The 26,876-nt window shown below is 45.0% G+C and carries 26 protein-coding genes, 1 tRNA gene and 1 pseudogene; 26 read left to right on the top strand and 2 right to left on the bottom strand.

Going from position 1 to position 26,876, the window contains the following annotated elements; all coding sequences use genetic code 11:
• Positions 1–130: 130 nt before the first annotated feature.
• The 11 genes from miaB (at position 131) to CIK98_RS12900 (ending at position 10,477) form a co-directional block, all read left to right on the top strand.
• A complete protein-coding gene (gene miaB, locus CIK98_RS12950; RefSeq protein WP_094384868.1) occupies positions 131–1,438 on the top strand; it encodes a tRNA (N6-isopentenyl adenosine(37)-C2)-methylthiotransferase MiaB in 1,308 nt (435 codons plus the stop codon).
• A 19-nt stretch (positions 1,439–1,457) separates the two neighbouring features.
• Positions 1,458–3,290 carry an ABC transporter ATP-binding protein gene (locus CIK98_RS12945; protein ID WP_094384866.1) on the top strand — a complete coding sequence of 611 codons (1,833 nt, stop codon included), beginning with the start codon at positions 1,458–1,460 and terminating at the stop codon, positions 3,288–3,290.
• A gap of 114 nt (positions 3,291–3,404) precedes the next feature.
• Complete coding sequence (gene metK / locus CIK98_RS12940) at positions 3,405–4,661, top strand: methionine adenosyltransferase (protein ID WP_094384864.1); 1,257 nt, start codon at positions 3,405–3,407, stop codon at positions 4,659–4,661.
• Between the two features lie 23 nt (positions 4,662–4,684).
• Entirely contained in the window at positions 4,685–5,701 is a 1,017-nt protein-coding gene (locus CIK98_RS12935; protein ID WP_094384862.1) for a DUF4271 domain-containing protein, read from the top strand.
• A 6-nt stretch (positions 5,702–5,707) separates the two neighbouring features.
• The gene (locus CIK98_RS12930; RefSeq protein ID WP_094384860.1) at positions 5,708–6,460 is read left to right on the top strand and encodes a uroporphyrinogen-III synthase; all 753 of its coding nucleotides are present in this window, start codon (positions 5,708–5,710) and stop codon (positions 6,458–6,460) included.
• Positions 6,461–6,502: 42 nt separating this feature from the next.
• Positions 6,503–6,922: a ribonuclease P protein component gene (gene rnpA / locus CIK98_RS12925; RefSeq protein ID WP_094384923.1), complete on the top strand. Its 420-nt coding sequence runs from the start codon at positions 6,503–6,505 to the stop codon at positions 6,920–6,922.
• Positions 6,906–7,148 (top strand): membrane protein insertion efficiency factor YidD, encoded by a 243-nt coding sequence (yidD, locus tag CIK98_RS12920; RefSeq protein WP_094384858.1) that lies wholly within the window; start codon positions 6,906–6,908, stop codon positions 7,146–7,148. The genes rnpA and yidD overlap by 17 nt, the downstream gene beginning before the upstream one ends.
• 56 nt (positions 7,149–7,204) lie before the next feature.
• Complete coding sequence (gene tyrS / locus CIK98_RS12915; protein ID WP_094384856.1) at positions 7,205–8,503, top strand: tyrosine--tRNA ligase; 1,299 nt, start codon at positions 7,205–7,207, stop codon at positions 8,501–8,503.
• A gap of 68 nt (positions 8,504–8,571) precedes the next feature.
• Positions 8,572–8,642 (top strand) — tRNA-Gln (locus CIK98_RS12910).
• A gap of 149 nt (positions 8,643–8,791) precedes the next feature.
• Positions 8,792–9,637, top strand: a complete 846-nt coding sequence (gene kduI / locus CIK98_RS12905) for a 5-dehydro-4-deoxy-D-glucuronate isomerase (protein WP_094384854.1) — start codon at positions 8,792–8,794, stop codon at positions 9,635–9,637.
• Between the two features lie 36 nt (positions 9,638–9,673).
• A complete protein-coding gene (locus CIK98_RS12900; RefSeq protein ID WP_094384851.1) occupies positions 9,674–10,477 on the top strand; it encodes a gluconate 5-dehydrogenase in 804 nt (267 codons plus the stop codon).
• Positions 10,478–10,608: 131 nt separating this feature from the next.
• On the opposite strand, the gene CIK98_RS12895 is transcribed toward CIK98_RS12900, so the two are convergent.
• A complete protein-coding gene (locus tag CIK98_RS12895; RefSeq protein ID WP_094384849.1) occupies positions 10,609–10,881 on the bottom strand; it encodes an HU family DNA-binding protein in 273 nt (90 codons plus the stop codon).
• 219 nt (positions 10,882–11,100) lie between these two features.
• Here CIK98_RS12895 and CIK98_RS12890 point away from each other — a divergent pair, with 219 nt between their 5' ends.
• The 15 genes and pseudogenes from CIK98_RS12890 (at position 11,101) to CIK98_RS12825 (ending at position 26,235) form a co-directional block, all read left to right on the top strand.
• Positions 11,101–12,021: a rhomboid family intramembrane serine protease gene (locus CIK98_RS12890; protein ID WP_094384847.1), complete on the top strand. Its 921-nt coding sequence runs from the start codon at positions 11,101–11,103 to the stop codon at positions 12,019–12,021.
• An 8-nt stretch (positions 12,022–12,029) separates the two neighbouring features.
• Positions 12,030–13,115, top strand: coding sequence for an endonuclease/exonuclease/phosphatase family protein (locus CIK98_RS12885; protein WP_094384845.1), 1,086 nt, complete (start codon positions 12,030–12,032; stop codon positions 13,113–13,115).
• Positions 13,116–13,229: 114 nt separating this feature from the next.
• Positions 13,230–16,208: a protein translocase subunit SecDF gene (gene secDF / locus CIK98_RS12880; RefSeq protein ID WP_094384843.1), complete on the top strand. Its 2,979-nt coding sequence runs from the start codon at positions 13,230–13,232 to the stop codon at positions 16,206–16,208.
• A 121-nt stretch (positions 16,209–16,329) separates the two neighbouring features.
• The gene (locus tag CIK98_RS12875; RefSeq protein ID WP_094384841.1) at positions 16,330–18,333 is read left to right on the top strand and encodes an alpha-L-arabinofuranosidase C-terminal domain-containing protein; all 2,004 of its coding nucleotides are present in this window, start codon (positions 16,330–16,332) and stop codon (positions 18,331–18,333) included.
• Between the two features lie 247 nt (positions 18,334–18,580).
• Complete coding sequence (locus CIK98_RS12870; RefSeq protein WP_094384839.1) at positions 18,581–18,967, top strand: rhodanese-like domain-containing protein; 387 nt, start codon at positions 18,581–18,583, stop codon at positions 18,965–18,967.
• Positions 18,968–19,151: 184 nt separating this feature from the next.
• Positions 19,152–20,474 carry a nucleoside hydrolase-like domain-containing protein gene (locus CIK98_RS12865; RefSeq protein ID WP_253249731.1) on the top strand — a complete coding sequence of 441 codons (1,323 nt, stop codon included), beginning with the start codon at positions 19,152–19,154 and terminating at the stop codon, positions 20,472–20,474.
• A gap of 262 nt (positions 20,475–20,736) precedes the next feature.
• The gene (locus CIK98_RS18955; RefSeq protein ID WP_256387777.1) at positions 20,737–20,871 is read left to right on the top strand and encodes a hypothetical protein; all 135 of its coding nucleotides are present in this window, start codon (positions 20,737–20,739) and stop codon (positions 20,869–20,871) included.
• An 11-nt stretch (positions 20,872–20,882) separates the two neighbouring features.
• On the top strand, positions 20,883–21,392 hold the full coding sequence (locus tag CIK98_RS12860; RefSeq protein ID WP_094384837.1) for an HXXEE domain-containing protein: 510 nt from the start codon (positions 20,883–20,885) through the stop codon (positions 21,390–21,392).
• Complete coding sequence (locus CIK98_RS12855) at positions 21,376–21,684, top strand: hypothetical protein (RefSeq protein ID WP_094384835.1); 309 nt, start codon at positions 21,376–21,378, stop codon at positions 21,682–21,684. Before CIK98_RS12860 ends, CIK98_RS12855 begins: the two co-directional genes overlap by 17 nt.
• Positions 21,685–21,807: 123 nt before the next feature.
• A complete protein-coding gene (locus tag CIK98_RS12850) occupies positions 21,808–23,286 on the top strand; it encodes an ATP-binding protein (protein WP_094384833.1) in 1,479 nt (492 codons plus the stop codon).
• Positions 23,287–23,786: 500 nt separating this feature from the next.
• Positions 23,787–24,316, top strand: a pseudogene (locus CIK98_RS12845) (transposase).
• Between the two features lie 248 nt (positions 24,317–24,564).
• On the top strand, positions 24,565–25,305 hold the full coding sequence (locus tag CIK98_RS12840) for an SDR family NAD(P)-dependent oxidoreductase (protein ID WP_094384831.1): 741 nt from the start codon (positions 24,565–24,567) through the stop codon (positions 25,303–25,305).
• A complete protein-coding gene (locus CIK98_RS12835) occupies positions 25,302–25,685 on the top strand; it encodes a GNAT family N-acetyltransferase (RefSeq protein WP_094384829.1) in 384 nt (127 codons plus the stop codon). Before CIK98_RS12840 ends, CIK98_RS12835 begins: the two co-directional genes overlap by 4 nt.
• Before the next feature lie 3 nt (positions 25,686–25,688).
• The gene (locus tag CIK98_RS12830) at positions 25,689–26,015 is read left to right on the top strand and encodes a nitrous oxide-stimulated promoter family protein (protein ID WP_094384827.1); all 327 of its coding nucleotides are present in this window, start codon (positions 25,689–25,691) and stop codon (positions 26,013–26,015) included.
• Between the two features lie 13 nt (positions 26,016–26,028).
• A complete protein-coding gene (locus CIK98_RS12825; RefSeq protein WP_094384825.1) occupies positions 26,029–26,235 on the top strand; it encodes a DUF4250 domain-containing protein in 207 nt (68 codons plus the stop codon).
• Between the two features lie 17 nt (positions 26,236–26,252).
• Here CIK98_RS12825 and CIK98_RS12820 read toward each other — a convergent pair whose 3' ends face one another.
• Positions 26,253–26,801, bottom strand: coding sequence for a carbonic anhydrase (locus tag CIK98_RS12820; RefSeq protein WP_094384823.1), 549 nt, complete (start codon positions 26,799–26,801; stop codon positions 26,253–26,255).
• Between the last annotated feature and the right edge of the window lie 75 nt (positions 26,802–26,876).

Here is a 26,876-nt window from a genome sequence, read left to right as displayed (position 1 = left end):
TATTCATTTTTAGGATTATTTATATCTTCTTAGAAAGTAGTAATTATTTTTTTAGGTATTTTTTCGGCAAAATGGCTGAAGTATGGTTTTTTTTCTGTAACTTTGCACGCAATTTTCAAACTTATTGACAATGAAGAAATTATATATCGAAACTTACGGATGCCAAATGAATGTGGCTGACTCGGAGGTTGTGGCTTCGGTTATGCTCATGGCTGGATACGAGACTTGCGACAACCTCGACGTGGCTGACGCGGTGTTTCTCAACACTTGCTCCGTAAGAGATAATGCGGAACAAAAAATATATAACAGACTCGACACTCTGAATGCGGAAAGGAAAAAGGGACATAAACTCATAATCGGGGTGCTCGGGTGTATGGCGGAAAGGGTGAAGGAAGACTTGCTGAAAAACCACCACGCTGACCTCGTGGCGGGACCTGACGCTTATCTTACCCTGCCTGACCTCATCGCTCAGGCGGAAACCGGACACAAGGCCATAAACATTGAACTCTCGACTTCGGAGACGTATAAGGACATTGTGCCGCAAAGACTGCACGGAACAAAAATAGGCGGGTTTGTTAGCATCATGAGAGGATGCAACAACTTCTGCCACTACTGCATAGTGCCTTATACCAGAGGAAGGGAGAGAAGCCGTGACGTGGATAGCATACTGAGAGAGGTGAGCGACCTGAACGAAAGGGGATTTAAAGAGGTGACCCTGCTGGGACAAAACGTGAACTCTTACCTCTGCGGCTCCGTAAACTTCCCGGCGCTGCTTAGAAAAGTGGCGGAATCTGCTCCCGACATGCGAATTCGATTCACCACTTCGCACCCTAAGGACATGAGCGACGAGACGCTGAGGGTGATAGCGGAGATGCCTAACATCTGCAAACATATCCATCTGCCTGTGCAGAGCGGCAGCAACAGGATTCTGAAACTCATGAACAGAAAATACACAAGGGAGTGGTATCTCGACAGAGTGGCTGCCATCAGACGCATCATCCCTGACTGCGGACTGTCGACCGACATTTTCGTGGGTTATCACAGCGAAACGGAAGAGGACCACCAGATGTCGCTGTCGCTGATGAGAGAGGTGGGATATGACTCTGCATTTATGTTCAAATATTCTGAACGACCTGGAACTTACGCTTCAAAACACCTGCCAGACGACGTGCCTGAGGACGTGAAAATAAGACGCCTCAACGAGATGATACACCTTCAGACTGAAATGTCGGCAAAGGCTAACAAAAAGGACGAAGAAAAGGTGTTTGACGTGCTTGTGGAAGGATTCAGCAAACGATCAAGGGAGCAACTCTGCGGAAGGACGGAACAAAACAAAATGGTGGTGTTTGACAAGGGAAACCACCATATAGGAGAAATTGTAAAGGTAAGAATAACTGGAAGTTCAAGCGCTACACTGATGGGTGAAGAAGTGAAATAGAAATTATTACCATAGCAACATGAAAGAGTTCATACAAGTTCTAAGAAGGTTTGTTCCTCCATACAAGAAATATCTTGTGTGGTCGGTGGTGTTTAACATTTTGTCGGCCATACTGAACATCTTCTCGTTTATGGCTATCATTCCTATTCTGCAGATTCTGTTCCAGACCGACGGCTCGCAGGCTCCCCAGGAACTGATGACCATCACTTGGGACAACCTTCAGGAGGCGTTCTCCAACAACGCCAACTATTACATCGGGGCTCTCATTGCTGACATAGGGCCTACAACGACGCTGCTGGTCATAGGGCTTTTTCTCGCTTTCATGACATTCCTCAAGACTGGTGCCTACTTCCTGTCTTCCGCCACCATCATTCCTATAAGAACAGGTGTGGTGCGCGACATAAGAAACCAGCTCTACCGCAAGATCACGTCGCTGCCGTTGGGATTCTTCTCTGAAGAGAGAAAGGGAGACATCATCGCAAGGATGAGCGGTGACGTGGCTGAGGTGGAAAACTCCATAATGTCGTCGCTCGACATGCTGTTTAAAAACCCGATTCTCATTATTGCCTATTTCTCCACTCTCATCATCATCTCATGGCAACTCACACTGTTCACTCTCGTGTTCGTGCCTGTGATGGGATGGTTTATGGGAATGGTGGGAAGAAAGCTGAAACAGAATTCCATAAAGGCGCAGGCTCTTTGGAGCGACACCATGAGCCAGGTGGAGGAGACTCTCGGCGGACTGCGCATAGTGAAGGCTTTTTGTGCCGAAGAAAAGATGAACAACAGATTCGACAAGGTGAACAGCCAGTACCGTAACGACATCATGAGGGTGAACATTCGCCAGCAGATGGCACACCCGATGAGCGAGTTTCTCGGCACTGTGATGATCGTGATAGTGCTATGGTTCGGTGGTATACTCGTGCTCTCCGGCGACGCCTCGCTGTCTGGACCTACGTTCATCTACTATCTCGTGATGCTCTACAGCATTATCAACCCCCTGAAAGAATTCTCAAAAGCGGGGTATAACATTCCGAAAGGACTGGCTTCGATGGAACGCATCGACAAGATTCTCAATGCTGAGAACTACATCACTGAGAAAGAAAATCCGTTTGCCGTCAAAGAGTTTAAGCACAATATTGAATTCCGCAATGTCTCGTTCAAATATGACAAGAAGTGGATTCTCAGAAACATCAACCTCACCATAGAAAAGGGGAAGACAGTAGCTCTCGTAGGACAAAGCGGAGGCGGCAAGTCGACTCTCGTAGACTTGATACCAAGATACTACGACGTGCAGGAGGGAGAAGTGCTCATCGACGGGGTGAACGTGAAAGACCTTGGCATACACGACCTCAGGCAGCTCATAGGTAATGTCAACCAGGAAGCCATACTCTTCAACGACTCCTTCCGCAATAATATTGCATTCGGAGTGGACGGAGCCACCGACAGACAGATAGAAGAGGCGGCAAGAATAGCCAACGCCTACGACTTCATCATGGAGTCGGAAAACGGAATGGACACTAACGTGGGCGACCGTGGAAGCCGACTGTCGGGAGGACAGCGGCAGCGAGTGAGCATAGCTCGCGCCATACTGAAAAACCCGCCAATACTCATACTCGACGAAGCTACATCGGCTCTCGACACAGAAAGCGAACGACTAGTGCAGGACGCTCTCGAGCGACTTATGAAGACTCGTACCACAGTGGCCATTGCACACCGACTGTCTACAATAAAGAGTGCCGACGAGATTTGCGTCATTCACGAAGGGGAGATAGTGGAACGGGGAACACACGACGAACTCCTCTCTATCGACGGCTACTACAAACGACTAAACGACATGCAGAGCCTATGATGCTTGATATGATAATAAAAGTTAATTAAGATTGGCTTTTCATTCATGATACGCAATTAATAAGTAACTTTGCATCCCAATTCACATTATTATATTATATAAACCACAAAGATTATGTCATACCTATTCTCATCAGAGTCAGTCTCTGAAGGACATCCCGACAAGGTGGCCGACCAAATATCGGACGCCATCCTAGACCAGTTCCTGGCCTACGACGAAAAGGCGCGTGTGGCTTGCGAGTCATTTGTTACCACCGGCCAGGTAGTGATAATGGGCGAAGTGAGCAGCAGGGTTTACATCGACCTGCAGACCATTGCACGAAATACTATAAAACGCATCGGTTACACCAAGGCGGAATATCAGTTCGATGGTAACTCTTGCGGCATTCTAAGCGCTATACACGAACAAAGCGGTGACATCAACAGGGGTGTTGACCGCGAAAACGAAGACGAACAAGGTGCCGGCGACCAAGGCATGATGTTCGGTTACGCCACAAACGAAACCGACAACTACATGCCTGTGTCTCTCGACTTGGCTCACCTGATAATGTCGACTCTTGCTGAAATACGCAAGGAGGGAAAGCTCATGACATACCTCAGACCTGACTCAAAAAGCCAGGTGACAGTGCAGTATAGCGACGACAACATTCCTGAGCGCATCGACACCATCGTGGTTTCAACACAGCACGACGAGTTTGCCGACGATGACACCATGCTCGCCAAAATCCGCGAAGACGTGATAAACATACTAATGCCTCGAGTGAAAGGGAAAATCACCAACGACAACGTACTGAAACTATTCGGCGACGACATAAAGTACTATGTCAACCCTACAGGAAAATTCGTTATCGGAGGCCCTCACGGTGACACGGGACTCACCGGACGTAAGATTATTGTGGACACTTACGGAGGCAAGGGTGCTCACGGTGGCGGAGCTTTCAGCGGAAAAGACTCAAGCAAGGTGGACCGCTCTGCCGCTTATGCCGCACGACACATAGCCAAGAACATGGTGGCGGCTGGAGTGGCAGACGAGATGCTGGTGCAGATAAGCTATGCCATCGGAGTGGCACGGCCAATGAACATATATGTCAACACATACGGCAGAAGCAATGTCGACATGACTGACGGAGAGATTGCAAAGAAAATAGAAAAACTCTTCGACCTGCGCCCGAAAGCCATCGAGCGTACACTGAAACTGCGCCAGCCAATATTCAGCGAAACTGCCGCGTACGGACACATGGGACGCAAGCCCGAGAAAAAGAAAAAGACATTTACGAGCCACTACCACGAGACAAAAACCATCGACGTGGAACTCTTCACATGGGAAAAGCTCGACTGCGTTGACAAGATAAAGAAGGAGTTTGGCATCTGACAACCCACCCACGAGGACAAATAATGCACCAAGACTCAATAACTGTTGAAAACAACATATTGTTGCCCGAGGCGACAGAACAAACACGACCGGCAAAACCGCAGCATCCTTACCAAGTGTTAAGGATGCTGCCTAAGGATGCCACGCCCGCACAGCAGGACTCTGCAATACAAGCCACATTCCAACCCAAGGAAATAAGATATAGTTCACGGCCTGACACGCTCCACATTCCAGGACATGAAATAGGAAAAAGCATCAAGGACGTCGAAATACCCAAATACTACAAGGAGTCGTTTTTCTCCAAAGACACTCTCTTACACCCGGAAATAGCCGGCGGAAGATATGGTGTGGCGGGCGACCCTGTGCCATATACCGTAAAAAGCGACGACACAATAACCATACTTCTCATCTTGAGCTTCATCATTGTCATGGTGTCGCTCTCAAAGTCAAAGATGTTTTTCATGAGACAACTAAAAAGCTGCTTCTATCTCTCACACCGGGAAAGCAGCATCAGCGAGACATCGATAGAGATAAGATTCCAGTTTTTCATGGTTGTACTCACCAGTCTTCTTTGGTCGCTGCTACAATACTTCTACACCACCCACTACATAGGCACTACGTTCATACTTAGTTCGCAATATCACCTCATAGCCATCTTCCTTGGCATGAACTTATCGTACTACATTTTGAAGAGCGCAATATATGCAATAGTGAACAGCGTGTTCTTCGAACGTAAAAAAAACGTACAATGGCAAAAAACGTTACTCTTCTTGATATCCATGGAAGGAGTGATGATTTTTCCAGCAGTAATGGTAAGGTCATATTTTGACATACCTATACAAAGTATCACTATTTATAGCCTAATAGTGGTAGTTTTTGTTAAATTGCTTACCTTTTATAAAAGTTATGCAATCTTTTTTCGACAAATACACCCTTTTTTCCAAATAATTTTGTACTTTTGCGCTCTCGAAGCAGTGCCTATGGCGGCCTTTTGGGGTGCCGTGGCCATAACAGGTAACTATTTGAACATAAATTTTTAGGACAAGATGATTAAAAAAATTTTGGTTTCACAACCAAAGCCAACAAGCGAGAAGTCGCCGTATTACACCATTGCTGAACGATTTGACGTGGACTTGGTTTTCCGTCCTTTTATAAAGGTAGAGGGACTGACATCTAAAGAATTTCGCCAGCAGAAGGTGAGCATTGCCGACTATACTGCCATCGTATTCACGTCGCGCCATGCCATCGACCATTTCTTCAAGCTATGCAAGGAACTGAGGGTAAACATCTCTGAGGATATGAAATATTTCTGTGTCACAGAAGCCATATCACTATACATCCAAAAATATGTTCCTTACCGTAAACGCAAGATTTTCTTCGGCTCTACAGGTAAGGTGGCCGATATCCTGCCACAAATGGTTAAGCACAAAAACGAGAAATATCTCGTGCCAATGAGCGATGTTCACAATGACGATATAAAGGAACTGCTTGACTCAAAGAACCTTAAACACACGGAATGTGTGATGTATCGCACAGTGAGCAATGACTTCACTGAGGAAGAAGTGGCAAACTTCGACTACGACATGCTTGTGTTCTTCAGTCCTGTGGGTGTTGACGCCCTGACAAAAAACTTCCCTGACTTCAAGCAGAAAGACATTGTCATTGCTACATTCGGACCCGCAACGGCACGTGCAGTGAAAGAAGCTGGACTTAGACTCGACCTCGAGGCTCCTACTGAGAAATATCCCTCGATGACCGGAGCACTTCAACACTACCTTCTTGAACACGAAGAAGAATAGGACAAGGAGGTAGGCCAAACTGATATACTTGAATAAATAATGATGGATAAACCGGTACTGACATTTAGCAAAAAAGAACATATCGTCAGTCGGAAGACTATCGATAAACTCTTCAGCGGCGGCAATCGTTCGATGGTGGTTTTCCCCATAAGAATGGTATACATGCAAGCTGAAATGGACGATGTACCGGTGGAAGTGATGGTCAGCGTTTCAAAAAGGCACTTTAAAAGAGCTGTGAAACGGAACAGGGTGAAAAGACAAATCAGAGAGGCTTACAGAAAAAATAAGGCCTTACTGATATCTGAGGTTGAGAAATGTGAAAACAAAAAATTCGCATTGGCGTTCATATATCTTGCCGACGAGTTGATGACTTCTGAAACCATAGAGGAAAGCATAAGGAAACTTCTTGCAAGACTAAGTGAAAAAGTGGCTAACAGTCTTCATAATGAGGAAAATCGTTAATTTCATTTCAGCTTTGGCTAAATGGACACTACTGATGCCTATACTCTTCTACAGACGTTTCATCACTCCGTTCACACCGCCATCATGCAGATTTACTCCAACCTGCTCAGAATATGCTCGCCAGGCTATAATAAAACACGGACCGATAAAGGGTCTCGCACTGGCGATATGGAGAATTCTTAGGTGCAACCCTTGGGGAGGAAGCGGATATGACCCGGTGCCTTGAAAAGGAGGTTAGGAGTTAAGGAGTTAAGGAGTTAAGGAGTTAAAGACAATACTTGAATTATGAAGAATTTTATCGAAGAACTAAAATGGCGTGGAATGCTGGCACAAATAATGCCAGGAACAGAAGAGTTGCTACAAAAGGAAATGGTGACCGCATATCTCGGCACTGACCCTACTGCAGACTCACTGCACATCGGACACCTCTGTGGCATAATGATGCTGCGCCACCTGCAGCATTGCGGACACAAACCTATCATTCTTGTTGGAGGTGCAACAGGCATGATTGGCGACCCGTCGGGTAAAAGCCAAGAGAGAAACCTGCTCAATGACGAGACTCTGCGCCATAATCAGGAATGCATCAAACAGCAAGTGTCGAAATTCCTCGACTTTGACACTGACGCTCCCAATAAGGCTGAAATGGTGAACAACTACGACTGGATGAAGAATTTCACTTTCCTCGACTTCGCACGCGAGGTAGGTAAGCACATCACCGTGAACTATATGATGGCTAAGGAAAGCGTACAACAGAGACTCAACGGTACTGCACGCGACGGACTCTCTTTCACCGAGTTCACATACCAGCTGCTGCAGGGATACGACTTCCTCTACCTCTACCAGCACAAAAATTGCAAACTGCAACTCGGAGGAAACGACCAATGGGGAAACATGACCACAGGTACAGAACTTATCAGACGCACACTCGGCAACGAAGTGGAGACTTTTGCACTCACATGCCCGCTGATAACAAAATCGGACGGAAAGAAATTCGGAAAAACTGAGTCGGGAAACATCTGGCTCGACCCGAAACGTACTTCGCCATACAAGTTCTACCAGTTCTGGCTCAACGTAAGCGACGACGATGCTGAACGCTACATAAAGATATTCACAAGTCTCGACAAGGCTACCATCGACGCCCTCGTGGAAGAACACAAGCAGGATCCGGGACGACGCATACTACAGAAGCGTCTGGCAGAGGAAACCACCATTCTCGTTCACTCTCAGGAGGCTCTCGACATGGCTATTGAGGCAAGCAACATCCTCTTCGGCAAGTCTACAAAAGACTCGCTGCTTAAGCTCGACGAGCAAACACTGCTCGACATCTTCGACGGAGTGCCCCAGTTTACTATCGATGCCGACAAGCTAAACCAGCCCGCCGTGGAGATTCTCACACAGGCTGCACCCGTATTTGCCAGCAAGGGAGAGATGAGAAAGCTCGTTCAGGGTGGCGGTGTTTCACTCAACAAAGAGAAGCTCGCTTCGTTTGACCGTGTCATCACAACCGACGATTTGATAGACAAAAAGTACCTTTTAGTGCAAAGAGGGAAGAAAAATTACTATCTAATCACGGTAAAATAGAAAAAATATCTAAAAAAATTTGGTGGTGGAACAAAAAACCACTACCTTTGCACAAAATTTTATAGGATTGGACCATGGTGTAATGGTAACACTACAGGTTTTGGTTCTGTCATTATGGGTTCGAGTCCCGTTGGTCCAACTCCAAGAAAAGGCTGTACGATAGTCGTGCAGCCTTTTTCTTTTCTTAAAAATAAGTAAAAAGCAAAGAAAATGCGTATTATATTTTGATTTTCAATAAACTTTAAGTACCTTTGTGCAAGCAAATCAATATAAACAAACAAATTATATATGAAAACAAATTATGAAGTGCGCTATGCAGCACACCCACAGGATGCAAAAAACTATGATACAGCACGCATCCGCCGCGACTTTCTTATTGAGAAAGTGTTCGCTGCCGACGAAGTAAACATGGTTTACTCTATGTATGACAGAATGGTGGTTGGTGGAGCAATGCCTGTTAACGAGGCTCTGAAGCTCGAGGCTATCGACCCCCTGAAAGCTGATTTCTTCACCACACGACGCGAAATCGGTATTTTTAACGTTGGCCAGGGTGAAGGAACAATAAAAGTGGGAGATGAGACTTTCACTCTCGGATTTAAGGAAGCTCTATATATCGGAAGAGGTGACCGTGACGTGATATTCAGCAGCACCAATCCTGATTGTCCGGCAAAGTTCTACTTCAATAGCACCACTGCCCACAAAGAATATCCTTGCCGCAAGGTGACAAAGGAAGACGCTATAGTGGCTCACATGGGCTCGCTCGAAATGAGCAACGAGAGAAACATCAACAAGATGCTCGTATCACAGGTTCTGCCCACTTGTCAGCTACAGATGGGTATGACTGAACTTGCAACTGGCAGCGTATGGAATACCATGCCGGCACACGTACACAGCCGCCGAATGGAAGCATACTTCTACTTCGAGGTGCCACAAGACCAGGCTGTATGCCATTTTATGGGAGAAGTGGACGAGACACGCCACATCTGGATGAAGGGCGACCAGGCTGTACTCTCACCAGAATGGAGCATCCACTCTGCAGCCGCAACCCACAACTACACCTTTATTTGGGGTATGGGTGGAGAAAACCTCGACTACGGCGACCAAGACTTCTCGCTAATCACTGACTTGAAGTAGTTAAGGAGTTGAAAATATTCGAAATATAAACTACACATGGATACATTCAGCAAAAGATTCTCACTTGAGGGCAAGGTGGCCCTCGTGACAGGAGCAGCCTACGGTATCGGCTTCGCCATTGCCGAGGCATACGCACTGGCAGGAGCAAAAATAGCATTCAACTGCCGCGGTCAGGAACACCTCGACCAAGCACTCGCTGACTATAAGGCAAAAGGTATTGAGGCTAAGGGATATATCTGCGACGTGACCGACGAAGAACAAGTAAAGGCTATGGTGGCAGACATAGAAAAAGAACTTGGAACCATAGACATACTTGTTAACAACGCTGGTATCATCAAACGTATACCTATGACTGATATGTCGGTAGAAGACTTCCGTAAGGTTATAGATATCGACCTCAACGCTCCTTTTATCGTGTCGAAAGCTGTCATTCCAGGAATGATAAAGAAAGGACACGGAAAGATTATCAATATCTGCTCAATGATGAGCGAACTCGGACGCGAGACCGTTTCGGCATACGCTGCAGCAAAGGGCGGACTGAAAATGCTCACACGCAACATCTGCTCTGAGTTTGGTGAACACAACATACAGTGCAATGGTATTGGCCCTGGCTATATAGCTACACCACAAACTGCTCCACTGCGCGAGATACAACCCGACGGCAGCCGCCATCCGTTTGATCGTTTCATCATCTCAAAGACTCCAGCCGCACGTTGGGGTACACCCGACGACCTTATGGGTCCAGCTGTATTCTTGGCTTCAGACGCATCAGACTTTGTGAACGGCCACATACTCTATGTAGACGGTGGTATACTTGCCTACATCGGCAAGCAGCCCTGATGCTTCATAAAACTATAAGGTAGAAAAAGAGTATAAAAAAGGAGATAAAGGAGATAAACGTAATCTCCTCTTATCTCCTTTATACTTCTTTACCCACTTGCAGTAGTAGAGTAAAATATTTTTTTACAATATTAATTCAAGGCATCAGCCAGTTCTGCACCAGCCTTGAACTTTGCACTCTTCTTTGCCTCAATCTGGATTTTCTCTTTAGTCAACGGATTCACACCCTCACGGGCAGGACGCTCAGTTACACTGAATGTACCGAAACCAACAAGTGCCACCTTGTCACCAGCAACCAAAGCCTCCTTTATGGCTGCCACTGTAGCATCAAGAGCCTTTTTCGATGCTTCCTTAGAAAGACCTGAACCTAAGGCGATTTTTTCAACTAATTCTGTCTTGTTCATAATTTTAATAAGTTATTTGTTGTTATATAAAATGATTTCTGTACTTTTCGTACGCAAATATAGGGTAAAGAATTCACAATTCAAACAAAAAAAGAAAAAAAAATAGTTTTTTCTCTAATTTTCTTCTTATACATGCCTTTTTTTGTATGAATTGACGAAGATTTTTAGTAATTTTGCGGCCATAAAGATGATTATTAATAATAGAAAGGTAAATTGATTATGAGAAACATTCCTGTTGTGACCAAAAATCTATTGTTGGTCAATATCATAGCATTCGTGGCAACATGGATATTGCAACTCAGAGGATTAGACCTCAACGACCTATTGGGATTGCACTTTTTTATGGCTGCCGATTTTCAGGTATGGCAGTTATTGACATACATGTTTTTGCATTCTGGTTTCACACATATTCTCTTCAACATGTTTGCACTCTGGATGTTTGGTGTTGTGATAGAAAATGTTTGGGGACCTAAGAAATTCTTATTTTATTACATTTCATGCGGAGTGGGAGCTGGCATAATGCAGGAGATTGCCCAATTCTTCTCCTTCTATTTCACCATCTCAGCACAAGACCCGACAGTTGGATTCGGCGAACTGTTCGCCATTGGACATCAGCTATCTACACAACTCAACGGATGGACCACCATTGGAGCCTCTGGAGCTGTGTATGCCATACTTCTCGCCTTCGGAATGATATTCCCCAACGAGCGCATATTCATCTTCCCACTGCCCATCCCGATCAAGGCAAAATGGTTTGTGATGTTCTACGTGGCTATAGATCTCTTCTCTGCCATGAGCTCTTCTGGAGACAATGTTGCCCACATGGCACATCTTGGAGGTATGCTTTTCGGATATCTCATGATACGATATTGGAACAACCATCCCACAGCTGGATACGGAAGAAGCAACGGACGACAGTTTTTTGACAGGCTTAAGGAAAACTTCGAAAAGAGAAGCCAGCCAAAAATGAAAGTACACAAAGGCGGCACCAACGACAGGGAAGACGACTGGGAATTTAATGCAAGGAAAAAGCAAAACCAGGAAGAAATTGACCGCATACTCGACAAAATACGCCGAAGTGGATATGATAGTCTGACAAAAGAAGAAAAGCAAAAACTCTTCGACAGCAGCAACGGATAAGAAAAACAATGATAAGCAAAATAAAACTGATTGCCAGAAACATAGTGGCAGGGGCAAACATCGCCACTATTGTCGTAATGCTTGCAGTGGGATATTCCGACTACATAAATCCATCAGTACATCCGTTAGCAGCCACAATAGGGCTTGCTTTTCCTGTAATGTTGCTGATAAATCTCGGATTTCTTATGGTATGGCTAATAGTATGCAAAAGAATGATATTCATTCCCATCATCGGATTCATAATGTGTTATGTGCCGATAAGGAAATACATACCATTTAATATTCCTCACGACACTCCAATAGGATGTATGAAAGTATTGTCGTTCAACGTACATGGATACGTATACGACAAAGGCGTGGACAATTCATTTGAAACAACAATGAACTACGTGAAAAACAGCAAGGCCGACATATTGTGTATACAGGAAGATCTCGGACAATGGCTAAACCCAAAGGTGCATCTCGACAGCATCTACCAATATAGCTCAAGACTTGAAGTGGGAGATATGAAAATGAACGCCGTGAGCGTATATTCAAAATACAAGATTATTAAGACCGAACGCATTGACTACGAGTCAAAACGTAACGGAAGCATTGCATGTTGGCTCAATGTCAACGGAAAAACCGTGATAGTCATAAACAACCACTTTGAGAGCAACCATCTGACAAACGATGACAAGACACGCTATAAACAAATGTTTCATGGAGACATAGAAAGAGACACGGTAAAAAAGGAAACACAATACATTGCAGGCAAACTGGCAAATGCCGCAAAGCTGAGAGCTCCCCAGGCAAGGGCGGTGGCTAACTATATAAAAAGTCATCCCGACTACCCTATAATAGTATGCGGAGACTTCAACGACAGCCCCATATCCTACACACACCGCACCGTAGCCGATGGTCTCACAGACTGCTATATAGAGACAGCAAATGGTCCCGGTTTGTCATATAATCAGAAAGGTTTTAACGTACGTATCGACAACATTTTATGTTCCAGCCATTTCACACCATACAACTGTCGAGTGGACAACAAAATCCTCGCATCAGACCATTATCCCATATATTGTTGGCTTAAATTCAACTATAAACCATAAAAAAATTGAGAAAATCTTGTTTTTATTTTTTAAATTGTAAAAAAATCATTATATTTGCATGCTTTTTTCGACAATAGCTTGACAATAATAAATTAAAAATATAATAATAAAAAAATGCAAAACAAAGGAATTGTAAAGTTTATCGCACTTGTCCTGATTCTGGTGTGCGTATTCTATCTGTCCTTCTCGTTCGTCACACGCCACTATGAAAACAAGGCGGCTGCGATGGGTGAAGAGGCTGGACAGGAATACCTCGACTCAATCATGAACGAGAAAGTGTATCTCGGCGCTTATTCGCTTAAGCAGTGCCGTGAAATGGAAATCGGCCTCGGACTTGACCTGAAGGGCGGTATGAATGTAATCCTCGAAGTGTCGGTGCCCGACGTTGTTGCCGTTCTGGCTGACCACAAAACCGACGCTGCCTTCACAAAGTCTATGGAGCAGGCTAAGAAAGAAGAAGAGACCAGCCAGGCTGACTTCGTCTCACTCTTCATCAAGTACTACAAGCAGAATGCTCCAGGCCATCGTCTTGCTGAGGTTTTTGCAACACAGCAGATGAAGGGAAAGGTGAACACACAAAGCAGCGACTCTGAAGTGGAGGCTGCCGTAAGGGCTGAAGTACAGTCGGCTGTTGACAACTCTTTCCTCGTAGTGCGCAACCGTATCGACAAGTTCGGTGTTGTTCAGCCTAACATACAAAAGCTCGAAGGACAGTCTGGACGTATCATGGTGGAAATGCCTGGTATCAAAGAGCCTGAGCGTGTGCGCAAGCTCCTTCAGGGAAGCGCCAACCTTGAGTTCTGGGAGACATACAACAGTCAGGAAATCGTTCCTCTGCTCGCTCAGCTCAACCAGCGCTATGCAGCAGGCAACGTAGAAGAGGCTACTGCTGATTCTACAAAGACTACTGAGGCTGTTGCTGATACTGCAAAGGCTGATACTGCAAAGGCTGAATCTTCTGCACTTGCAAAGCTGAAGAAGACAGAAGCCAGCACCGACAAGAGCGCGGAGGCATTAAAGAAGCAGAACCCTCTGTTCTCTGTATTCCAGCCTGTACAGGGTCAAGGACTGAGTACTGTAGGTTATGCCATGGCACGCGATACAGCCGATGTTAACAAAGTCATCTATTCTGAAATAGCACGCCAAGTGCTTCCGTCTGACCTTAAGCTCTTATGGAGCGCCAAGCCTGCCGATTTCGACACAAAGGGTCAGGTATATGAACTCCATGCCATCAAGGTGACCGAGCCTTCTGGCCGCGCTCCACTGGAAGGAGACGTAATCACATCTGCCAAGGATGGCTTCTCACAGTATGGACAGCCTAACGTATCAATGCAGATGAACAGCGACGGTGCACGCCGCTGGGCTCAACTCACAAAGATGAACATCAACCGCGCCATTGCCATCGTGCTCGACAACTCTGTTTATAGCGCACCTCGCGTAAATGGTGAAATCTCTGGCGGTAACTCAGAAATCTCAGGTAACTTCACCATCGAGGACACCAAGGACCTCGCCAACACGCTCAACTCTGGTAAGATGCCAGCTCCTACTCGTATCGTGCAGGAAGAAGTGGTTGGTCCGTCACTCGGTGCACAGTCAATACAGCAAGGTGTGATGTCGTTCATCGTGGCATTCATCCTCCTGATGATCTACATGCTCTGCCTCTATGGCGTCATCCCAGGTATGATGGCCAACATCGCACTTATCTTCAACCTCTTCTTCACTCTCGGCATCCTCACCTCGTTCCAGGCCGCCCTTACAATGCCAGGTATCGCTGGTATCGTGCTCTCGCTCGGTATGGCAGTCGATGCCAACGTGCTTATCTATGAGCGTACCAAGGAAGAGCTTAGAGCAGGTTCAAACGTTCGCGAAGCCATAAAGAAAGGTTATGCCAACGCTTTCTCGGCCATCTTCGACTCTAACTTGACATCTATCATCACAGGTTTCATACTTTACGCCTTCGGTACAGGTCCTATCCGCGGTTTCGCCACCACTCTTATCATCGGTATCTTCTGCTCGTTCTTCACAGCCGTTTACCTCACACGTCTGGTATACGAGAACCGCATGAACAAGGACAAGTGGCTCAACCTCACCTTCTCTACAGGTTTCTCCAAGAACCTTATGCAGAACACGAAGTTCAACTTCATGGGCATCTACAAGAGGACCTTCACCATCTGGGGTATTGCTGCTGTTCTGCTCATCGTATGTCTCGCCACCCGCGGACTGAGCAAGAGCATCGACTTCACCGGTGGTCGCAACTATGTTGTGAAACTTGAGAAGGCCGTTGAGCCTGAGGATGTTCGTACAGCCCTTCAGGGTGCCTTCGGCGACGCCAATGTGAGCGCCATCGCCCTCGGTACTGACGGCAAGACCATCCGCGTGTCAACCAACTATAAGATTGAGTCAAACAATCCTAACGTCGACGACGAGTGTGAAAACATTCTCTACAAGGCCATGTCAAGCGCAGGTCTCGTGACACAGAAGAGCGTTGAAGCCTTCAAGAATCCTGACGTACGCGAAGGTGGATCAATCATCAGCAGCACAAAGGTGGGTCCTTCTGTGGCTAAGGATATCACACATGGTGCTATCATAAGCGTTATCTTCGCATTGATAGCCATTTTCCTCTATATCCTCATCCGCTTCCGCAACATTGCTTACTCATGGGGTTCTACCATCGCCTTGGCTCTCGACACACTCATCGTTATTGGTATCTATTCGGCATTATGGGGCTTCGTTCCAATGTCGCTCGAAATCGACCAGACATTCATCGGTGCCATACTTACCGTTATCGGTTATTCTATCAACGACAAGGTGGTGGTGTTCGACCGTATCCGCGAGAACTTTAACCTCTTCCCGAAGCGTGACCGCCAGCAACTGTTCAACGACTCGCTGAACCAGACCTTGGCACGTACCATCAACACCTCTGTTACCACATTGATAGTGCTACTTTGCATCTTCATCCTTGGTGGCGACAGCATCCGCAGCTTCTCGTTTGCGATGATTCTCGGTGTTGTCTTCGGTACTTGCTCTTCCATCTTCATTGCAGCTCCTATCGCCTTCCGCACTATGGGCCGCAAGATTAAGGAAGAAGAATAAGACCCTATCCCACCTTATTATATATAAGGTAACACCTCTCTTCAGGCGGCTGCAATTCTATTACGAACGGCAGCCGCCAACCTTTTCAATAAGACATTTACTAACTAAAACTAATATTATAATGAACAAACGTTATTTATTCGGAGCCCTATTGTTGGCTTCAGCACTGGGTGTCTCAGCCCAGAAGCAAATGAAAGCCCCGTCTGGAGGCAAGCAGATAAGTGACCAACTTATCGGTATTTTCTTCGAGGACATCAACAATTCTGCCGACGGCGGACTTAACGCACAACTCGTTCAAAACGGATCGTTCGAGTATTCTCCTTCCGACCACGACGGTTGGGGTCCTGGTACAGCATGGCGCACCATACGCCCAGGACATTCCTTAGGCTTCCTCGAAGCAAAGCAGCAGCAACCGCTTCATCCAAACAATCCAAACTACATGCGACTAAACATCGAGCGTGTAGGTCATTACTATGACTATACCGGATGGACAGGTTTCGGTATTCAGAACGATGGATTCGACGCTATGACAATCAAGGCTGGTGACAAGTACGATTTCTCTTTCTTCGCACGCAATGTGGAAGGAGACGACAAGCCTGTACGCATCGTCATTGCCGAACCAACAGGATGGGGCAAGGACCCGAACGTTCTGGGAGAAGCCACGGTAACCGTTAGCGGCAACCAGTGGAAACAGTATTCAGCCACCATCACAGCCACAAAAGACTGTAACACAGCAGTGCTTCAGATACTCGCACTCAAAACAGGCGTGATGGACGTCGACCAAGTGTCGCTCATGCCACAAGACACATATCATGGTCACGGCATACGCAAAGACCTTGCCGAGACACTTGAGGCCATTCGTCCTCGCTTCATGCGTTTCCCCGGAGGATGTGTAGTACACGGCGGTGGAGATGGTTTTTGGAACACATATCGTTGGAAAAATACCGTAGGCCCGAAACATCAGCGTAAGCAATTGAAGAACACATGGGGCTACCACCAGTCGATGGAAATAGGTTATCACGAGTATTTCCAGCTCTGCGAAGACATGGGCATGGAGCCACTGCCAATACTTCCATGTGGTGTAAGCTGTCAAGGCACAAACGGAGGTTGGGGAATGAAAAACCAAGCTCAAGACACCATTGCCATGGCACAGATGGACGAATGGGTTGAAGAGGCTCTCGACCTCATCGAATGGGCAAACGGCGGTGTGGACACCAAATGGGGAAAAGTGCGTGCAGAAGCAGGCCATCCAGCTCCATTCAACCTCAAATATCTTGGCATAGGCAACGAGGAGCGCATTTCTCCAGAATTCGAAGAGCGTTTCAAGTATATCTACGAGCGTGTGACAAAGGCTCATCCTGAAATCATTATCGTAGGCACAGCAGGACCTGGTTCACACAAAGGCAATCCAGACTACGACAATGGTTGGAGAATAGCAGAAGAACTGGCAATGCCTATTCTTGACGAACACTACTACGAGCCACGCGAATACTTCCAAAAATCGCGCCAATATGACAGCTATCCACGCGACCGCAAGACCAAGGTGTACCTTGGCGAATATGCCGCAAAGGACAAAAAACTCATCGATGCCCTGTCTGAGGCCCTTTACCTACTACATATAGAGCGTAACGGAGATGTTGTATGTATGACATCATACGCACCGCTGCTTGCCCGCAAAAACGGTACACAGTGGAATCCTGACCTCATATACTACGACAACTCACGCGTATATCCCACTTGCAGCTATTATGTACAGAAGATGTTTGGCGAGTCGGCAGGCAACTACTACTACGGCAACTGCGTGACAATCGACAATCCTGACAAATCGGAAGGCGAAGGCTTACTTCAGGAGCAGAGCGTGGTACTTAACACAAAGACCCGCGAACTGTTTGTGAAGATCTGCAACGCCACTGCAAATACTAAGACAGCAAAGGTAAACCTCTCGCGTTTCAGCGGAATGAAGCCTCTTGCAACACAAGTTACCCTGAGCGGACAGCCTGAAGACGAAAACAATTTCGATTCTCAGCCCATTGCTCCTGTAACAACACAGATAAAGGTAAAGAAAAACATGACACTCGAACTTGCCCCTTACTCTTTCATTATGATTAAGATTCAGTGCAAGTAGTCTTTTCTCGTCAAAAACAAACAATAGAAGGTCATCCTCTCGCATTGGCAGAGGATGACTTTTTTGTAATAGAAATCAAACGTACGATATTTTTTGTTGCTTTCCGCTGTATGGTCTTTACTTTATGTAAGACTGCAACCCGATTTGAGCTGTTCCCTTTGTTAAATTCCCGTAAATATCACACTATACATATCTAAATATATAGTATTTTTATTATCTTTGCCGAAATAAGACGTACTATAACATTATGAGAAAGATTTTTATGATTATCTCTGCAGTATTGTGCAACCTTTTGGGATGTACTGCACAACAAGAGAAATTCGAAAGCCTCGACGTTGACGCTTTCGAGAAAGTGATTTCTGACACAACGGTAGTAAGGCTTGACGTTCGTTCCATCGACGAATATGCAAGTGGACACATTGCCAAGGCTATAAACATCGACGTGATGAAAGACGACTTCACGACCAAAGCAACATCCCTCCTGCCCAAGGACAAAACCATTGCGCTATATTGCCGTAGCGGAAGAAGAAGCAAGAAGGCTGCCGGAATACTTGTAGAAAACGGCTATAAAGTGATTGAACTCAACTCTGGCATTTCGGGATGGATAAATGCCCAAAAGGAGATTGTCAGATAATTGAGAACCTTTTGCACACAATTATTAAAAGATACCATAATTAGGGAGTGTCGTTAAATATTAACGATTATTTATAACTATCTATTCCTCTATGTGATAGAATTTATGTACCTTTGTAGATGATAAGAAAAATGTTAGCATACACATACCAGCCGTAAAATGATAGAAGTAATTTTATGATGACATGAAAAAGATCTTTTTTATTATTGTGCAGTTAGTCGCAATATATCCTGTATTAGCACAGAGTAATACGAGATTGATTGTTACGACAGATATCGGAGGTTCTGACCCCGACGATATTCAGTCGTTAGTACATCTTATGGTGATGCTGAATGATGTTGACCTGGAAGGCATTATTTCTCAACACGCTTGGGTGCCATACGGCACTGGCGCTGATAGCATTATCAATGGCGTGATTGACGCATATGAAGATGTATTACCCAACCTGATTGTTCATGACAAACGGTATCCTGACGCAAACGTTATCCGGGAGATGGTAAAAACAGGACAACCTCAAGCGGCAATGGCTTGTGTGGGAGAAGGTAAAGACTCCGAGGGGTCGGAATGGATTATCAAAGCAGTGGACAAAAATGATGCCCGTCCGTTGTGGATTGCGGCATGGTCGGGAATGAATACACTGGCACAGGCTTTATGGAAAGTAAGTCATACTCGCTCTCCGAAAGATGTTGATAAATTTGTAAGCAAACTGAGAGTGTATGACATTCTCGGGCAGGATGATGCCGGAGCGTGGATAGCGAAGAATTATCCTAAGCTAATTTACATTCGTAACAAGAGTGTATATGGTTGGCCTAAGAATGATGAATGGTATAGGAAACATGTACAAGAGGTAGGTCCGTTGGGAAAGGTGTATGCTTCGAGAATATGGGCCACTGAAGGTGATTCCCCCTCATTTTTATATTGCATTAATAATGGCCTCAACTGCCCAGAACACATCGACTATGGTGGTTGGGGAGGCCGATTCTCCTGTATTCGGAAGGAGAATATCGAAAGCATGGATTGGGTCAGGAAAAACAATTTGGACGAAATGCAATATGCTCCTTATTTGATGTATGGCGCTTCAGAGGAGGGAGGCAGGGCAATAAACATCTGGACTGATGATATTCATAATGACTTTATGGCCCGAATGGCATGGACAGTGACAAATAAGTATTCTGATGCCAATCATCATCCTGTGGCTGTCATTGGGAATGACAAGTCACGACGTATTATTATAGTTTCAGCTAAGGCTGGCAAAGAAATATGTCTGAATGCTGAGAACAGTTTTGATCCGGATGATAATCCTCTGTCATTTGTGTGGCAGTTTTACAAAGAACCATCCTCCTACAAAGGAAATTTGCTATTAGAAAGCCATAACACAGAGAAAACGCGCATTCTAATTCCCGGGGAAGCACGAGGCAAGACCATACATATTATATTAAAGGTAAGTGACAATGCATTGCCAAATCTTTGCTCATACAGAAGAATATTTATTAATGTAAAAGGTTGAACAAAAAACTATCGGCAATCCATTCGTCACAAAAACGTACTATTTCATAACAATGTCACATACTGTTCGTAACACGAGTGGAGTTGTAATATCATAAGTCTCTGTTAAATTCCCGTAAATATCACAAGGAATTATTCCATATATTGAATATTTTGATTAACTTTGCCAAAAATATTCATGCATAAAAGTGCAGCAAGAAAGCGAAAGTTCATGCATAAAAATGTAGCGAATAAACTAAAGTTCGTGCATAAAAATGTAAACAATGGAAAGAAAAGCTTACAAGCAATTGTTGGAATGGAAGAATAATCCACGGCATAAAACACTTATCGTCAACGGCGCACGCCAAGTGGGAAAGACGCGGTTGCTCAATTCTGACACATCGGTTGTCAATTTCTGAACACCAACAATATGAGCGCATTAAGTATATTATATTTAGCCCTTCCATTTCCGCTCGCATTCATTTTGCATGATGCGGAGGAAGCAATAGTACAACATCGTTGGATACTATCTCATCGCCATATCTTTGAAGACAAATACCCAAGACTAAAACCATTATTCAAGTATCTGTCTTCTCTTGACACACAATCATTCGTCATAGCAGCTATGGAAGAATTTGTCATCCTCATTCTTTGTACTTGTTATGTGTTCATTCAAGGCAACTACTGTATGGAAATATGGTCTGCCCTCTTCATTGCCTTCTCTTTCCATCAGTTAGTTCACATCATACAGGCCATCATTCTGCAAAGTTATGTTCCTGGATTTATTACCTCCGTACTCCTCCTACCCTATTCATACCTTGGCATGCAAAGCATCTGGTATGCAATGAGCGGAGTAGAACTATTGCTATGGGGCGTTGCAGGAATTATATTTATGGCAATGAATCTGATATTTGCCCATTGGATTGGAAAAACTCTGTGATGCAATCAGGAAGTGGGCCGATGACTGGCAGCATACACCTGTACCCATCAGGTTAAAGTCCACTCTTACCACTCTTGACCTACGTCACTTTGTCTGGAATATAGCCGAGAGGTTGGGCAGCAAGAAAAACTACACGGGCGAAGTACGCGCCATCTTCATTAAGAGGATGTTTCCAGACGTAATGAAAGACATTGAACTTGATAGCATCCGCAATTTCAAGTTTCAGCCTGATATGGGGAACATCGTGATAGACGAGCCAGATAAGGGTGACTATCATTTCCATTTTGAGTAGATCTTATGTTTAAAAATCAGCGAAAATCAAAAATATTTTCTCGTTTTCGCTGATTTTTAAGCAAAAGATGCATGAGTCTGAAATAAAAATTGTACTTTTGCAGAGCAATAAAAACAGTTCAGCATGAAGTACCCCAATATCATAGGCAGAGAAATGGAAATATCCACGCTCGAACGCTTGTACAAGTCCAAAAAATCTGAGTTTGTCGCCATCTATGGGCGCAGACGCATCGGCAAGTCGTATCTGGTCAGTGAAGTGTATGGAAGTAAGATTGTCTTTTCTGCCGTCGGAACATACGTAAAGGACGGGGACAAGAATTACGAGACTTACCGTAAACTGCAACTGGATCATTTCTACGATTCATTGATATTGTCAGGGTTGGATGCCGCTACGACCGAAAGACCTACATGCTGGCGTGAAGCCTTCTTGCTTCTGCGAAGGCTGCTTGAAGGCATACGCTCCCGTCGGAAGGTCATCCTTATTGATGAGTTGCCTTGGTTGGCCGGTCCTCAGTCGTCCGAGATGATTTCGGAACTCGGCTATTTCTGGAACTCATGGGCAGACAGTCAGAGAAACATCATTTTGGTAGTGTGCGGTTCAGCCACGAGCTGGATGCTTGACAATGTCATACGCGATTACGGAGGTCTGCACGGGCGACTTACAGAGACCATCAAACTTGCACCCTTCACATTGGCCGAATGCCAGAAGTATTACCGACGAAACGGATTCCGTCTGTCCCGATATGAGATGTGTATCTGCTACATGGCATTGGGAGGTGTCCCATTTTATCTTGACAAACTACGCAACAGTCAGACCATCACGGAAAACATAGACCGTATATTCTTTGCTGACGAGAAGATACATCAGGAATTCCTTGATGTATTTGCCGGTCTTTATGCCAGCAAGGAGAGATATGTGGACATTGTCAAAGTTCTGGGAAGACAGTTTTATGGCATGACCCAGAAAGAGATCAGCACAGCCATAGATGTCAAGACTGGTGGAACGCTGACTAAGTTGCTTGAAAACCTTATGGAGTCAGGCATCATCAGGGCATATCCACGCTATGGCAAGGAACGTGTGGAGACGGTCTATCAGTTGATTGACTTCTTTTCACTTTTCTATTTGCGTTTCATACAAGGCAAACAGGCGAAGAAGGGAATATGGAATTCCATTCACGGCACTCCCACTTTCTACACATGGGCTGGAGATACCTTTGAACTGCTTTGTGTGGAACACTTGCCCCAAATCCAAGACACCCTGCGTATAGCCTCCATTAACCGGAATTATTGTTGGAGTGGGAAAAGTCCCGACGGAAAGGGGGCTCAGATTGACTTGCTGCTGGAAAGTAAGGCCGACAGGACGGACTATCTTTGTGAAATGAAGTTCACTGGTGGTAAATACGCCATAACGAAAACCGATGAAGAAGATTTCTTGAATAAGATAGAGGCTTTTGCCGCAAGCAAGATGCACAATAAGACGCACAGCATTCAGTTGGTGATGATTACGACGATGGGCGTTGCCCGAGGTGAACACGCCGGCATTGTCAATCAATCAGTTGTGCTGGACAATTTATTTGCAGACCGTTTAACTCAGATTATCTAATCCTTCTAATATATAAACACTACTAAGGTTGAGTTTATTCCTAAACCGATGTAATATCTACGTTTTGGAAAAAGCTCAATTTTAATTTTCTTTGACAATTCCCCCGTTTAGTGGGCGAAAGCTGATGTTGTTGCATCGGTTTTCGCCCACTATCTGTTTTGTAATCTTCTGTCGGGAGCACCAATAAACCTTGCCGCAAGCTCTATTATGACTAGTAGAACGAAGCCGGCACCAGTCCGACGTAACCCTGTTTTTTAAATCACATTCAAATCTCATTATTAACAACGGTTGTGGGCTGACCAATGCCAGCCCTCGCCACAACGCAAGTTCAACATAGAACTGCTATTTTCTGGTAGATGAGAATAAATAATCTAATACCAGAAAACACCGAGGGGGTTGGGGGCGAGAAGCCCCCATCAGAAGAAAATTCAACTAGCAATGCTAAAAAAATAAAAAGGGAGACCGCTGTCTCCCAAAGATTAATTAATTTTGCATTGCTTATGTACAAACAATTAACCTCGGAGCAAAGGTACACAATTTTTATCTTACTCCAAAACGGAACGAAGAAAAAAGACATTGCCAAGGCAATAAATGTCAGTCCATCCACCATTTCACGCGAAATAAAGCGTAATAGTGGACACAATGGGCATTATATTTGGGAAACGGCTCAACGTAATGTTGTATACCGCAAACGAATATCCATACCTAATCGTATCAGCATCAGTGAACGTCCTGTAGAAGCTGACAGCAGGCGTTTCGGAGACTTCGAGATGGACACAATAGTAGGAAAGAATGGGCATGGAGCAATTGTCACACTCACTGAGAGAAGCACCAATATGCTGTTCATGAGAAAACTGAATAAGGGCAAGAATGTAAATGGGCTCATTAGGTAATACAATCCAAAGAATACTTGCTTTTCGAACATCAGTCAGCAACAAATAACTAAGATTATGCAGATAATTAACACAAGACCAAGGGAAAACTCAATTTCTCAACTCCTAATGAGTGCTTTTACAAAAAAATGTTGTAAATTTGCACTTGCTAGTTGAATCCGCGGAGTTGTAATATCATAAGTCTCTGTTAAATTCCCGTAAATATCACAAGGAATTATTCCATATATTGAATATTTTGATTAACTTTGCCAACAATATTCATGCATAAAAGTGCAGTAAGAAAGCGAAAGTTCATGCATAAAAATGTAGCGAATAAACTAAGGTTCGTGCATAAAAATGTCACAAGACACATTTTGCACAAAACTATCAAAAAGACACCATAATTATGGATAACAAACAATCAGCTATCGTGATGGGAGCCACCTCGGGCATTGGCTATGAGGTGACACTAATCCTTGCAAGGCGGGGATGGCGCATCGGTGTGGCTGGAAGACGGGAAGACATTCTCGCAAAAATGTCGGGCGAAATAGACGGTGTCGTGGCATACGAGGTGATTGATGTCAATACCCCTGAGGCTGTTGACGGTCTGCACAAACTCATCGGCAAGTTGGGAGGCATGGACTTGTATTTCCATAGTTCTGGCATAGGATACCAGAATACGGCTCTTGAAGCCAACAAGGAGTTGACCACCATCGAAACCGACTGTCTTGGTATGGCAAAACTTGTAGGCGAAGCCTTCCGCTATTTTGAACAGCGTCCCGAAACGGATGGACAAATAGCTGTCATCAGTTCCATATCACGAACAAAAGGCCTCGGAGCCGCACCGGCATATTCCGCCTCAAAACGATTCACCAGCCATTATCTCGAATGTCTGTGCCAATTGACGAGTATCAGAAAAATACGCAATATTCACATCACGGATATACGACCCGGATTTGTCAAGACACCATTGATTGAGGGCAGCAATTTCCCCATGCAACTCGACGCAAGAAAGGTTGCCGTAAGTATAGTGGATGGAATAGAGAGGCGCAAACAAGTAATCACCATCAACTGGCTCTATCGTCTGCTTGTCTTCTTCTGGCAGATGATTCCGCGGTCAATTTGGATAAAAATGAAAGTAAAATGAAAGAAGTATTTTCTTCGCCCACAAGAGTACGCATCGAAACCTATAAGTCGGAATACAGAAATGATTTCATTCGCCTAAACAGGGAGTGGATAGAGTCATACCTCAAGATTGAAGCCTCTGATATTGAGACTTTCTCGCATGTTGACGATATAGTGGAAAAAGGCGGACAGATTTTTCTTGCCATCACTGACGATGGTGAGGTAGTAGGCTGTTGCGCTCTGAAACATCACCCTGAGAAGCAATCCTATGAACTGGCCAAAATGGCAGTTTCTCATCATCATCAAGGCAAGCACATAGGCCATCAGTTAGGCAAGGCCGTTATGGATTTACAAGGCAATGCCTACGAGCGTTGCGACATACTTATGGAATATAAAGATTGACAAATGAAACACACTCGTATAGAGGAAGAAAAGGCGGTGGTGGAGCAGATGATACGCCTGTATTGCCTGAAGCGCGAAGGCAACGACAAACTATGCCCAAACTGCAAGGAGCTGTTGGACTATGCCCTCAGACGACTTGACAGATGCCGATATGGTGAGTATAAGCCAACCTGCAAGAAATGTCCTGTGCATTGCTATCGACCAGAGATGAAAGAGCGTATCAAAATGGTAATGCGATGGTCGGGACCAAGAATGATTATCTATCATCCCATTGCTGCCCTAAGGCATCTGTATCGTGAGATGGCTTACTCAAAACTGTTGAACCCATAAAAGTCACATTATTATGGAATATCTGCCACAAGATCCACACATACTCGTGTCGAGCATCAACATGCTTCTGAGAGATGAAGAGTACGACTCACTTGAATCCCTCTGCTATGCCTTTGGGCGCGAACCGCAGGAAATAAAACAATATCTCAAACACTACGGCTATGTATATAGCGAAGTGCAAAAACAAATGCGACCGGTTGGCTATGATGAATCTTTGTAGAGAGACGATCTGATTTGTCAACTCTTCAAAACTTCCTCCAACTCTCCTGTTTCAGAATCAATGATAAATCCACGAACCGCAATGTCCTTTGGCACAAGCGGATGGGTCTTGATTGTCTCCACTGTCTTTTTCACCGATGTGGGAGTGTCTTTGAATCCCTCAAGCCAGTGATGCAAGTCTATTCCGCATTTTTCGATGGTGCCAAGTGTTTCGTCAGTCACTCCACGGGCTATCATTTCATGGCGGAAATGGTCGAAACTCATGTGACAGGCTCCGCAATGAGAATGGGCGACAACCATTATTTCCTCCACTCCCAACTCATAGATGGCAACAATCAGGCTGCGCATGGCTGAGTCGAAAGCCGAAATAACCAGTCCTCCTGCATTCTTTATTATCTTTGCATCGCCGTTCTTCAATCCAAGCGCTGCAGGAAGAAGTTCGGTCAGTCGGGTGTCCATACAAGACAACACTGCCAATTTCTTGTCAGGATACTTGTCTGTGATATATTTCTCGTAGCCCTTCTCCGCTACGAACGTCTTGTTAAATTCTATAATCTCGTCAATCATATCCGTAATCCTTTTTTATACATTCTTTATTCAAGTTTCTTGCCATCACATTCTGTTATCTTCGCAAAAACTGCG

This window comes from Prevotella sp. P2-180, from assembly GCF_002251435.1.
In the GTDB taxonomy this organism is placed as follows: domain Bacteria; phylum Bacteroidota; class Bacteroidia; order Bacteroidales; family Bacteroidaceae; genus Prevotella.
Note: the sequence above shows the minus strand (reverse complement) of the source record. Positions and strands in the feature narration are given on the sequence as shown.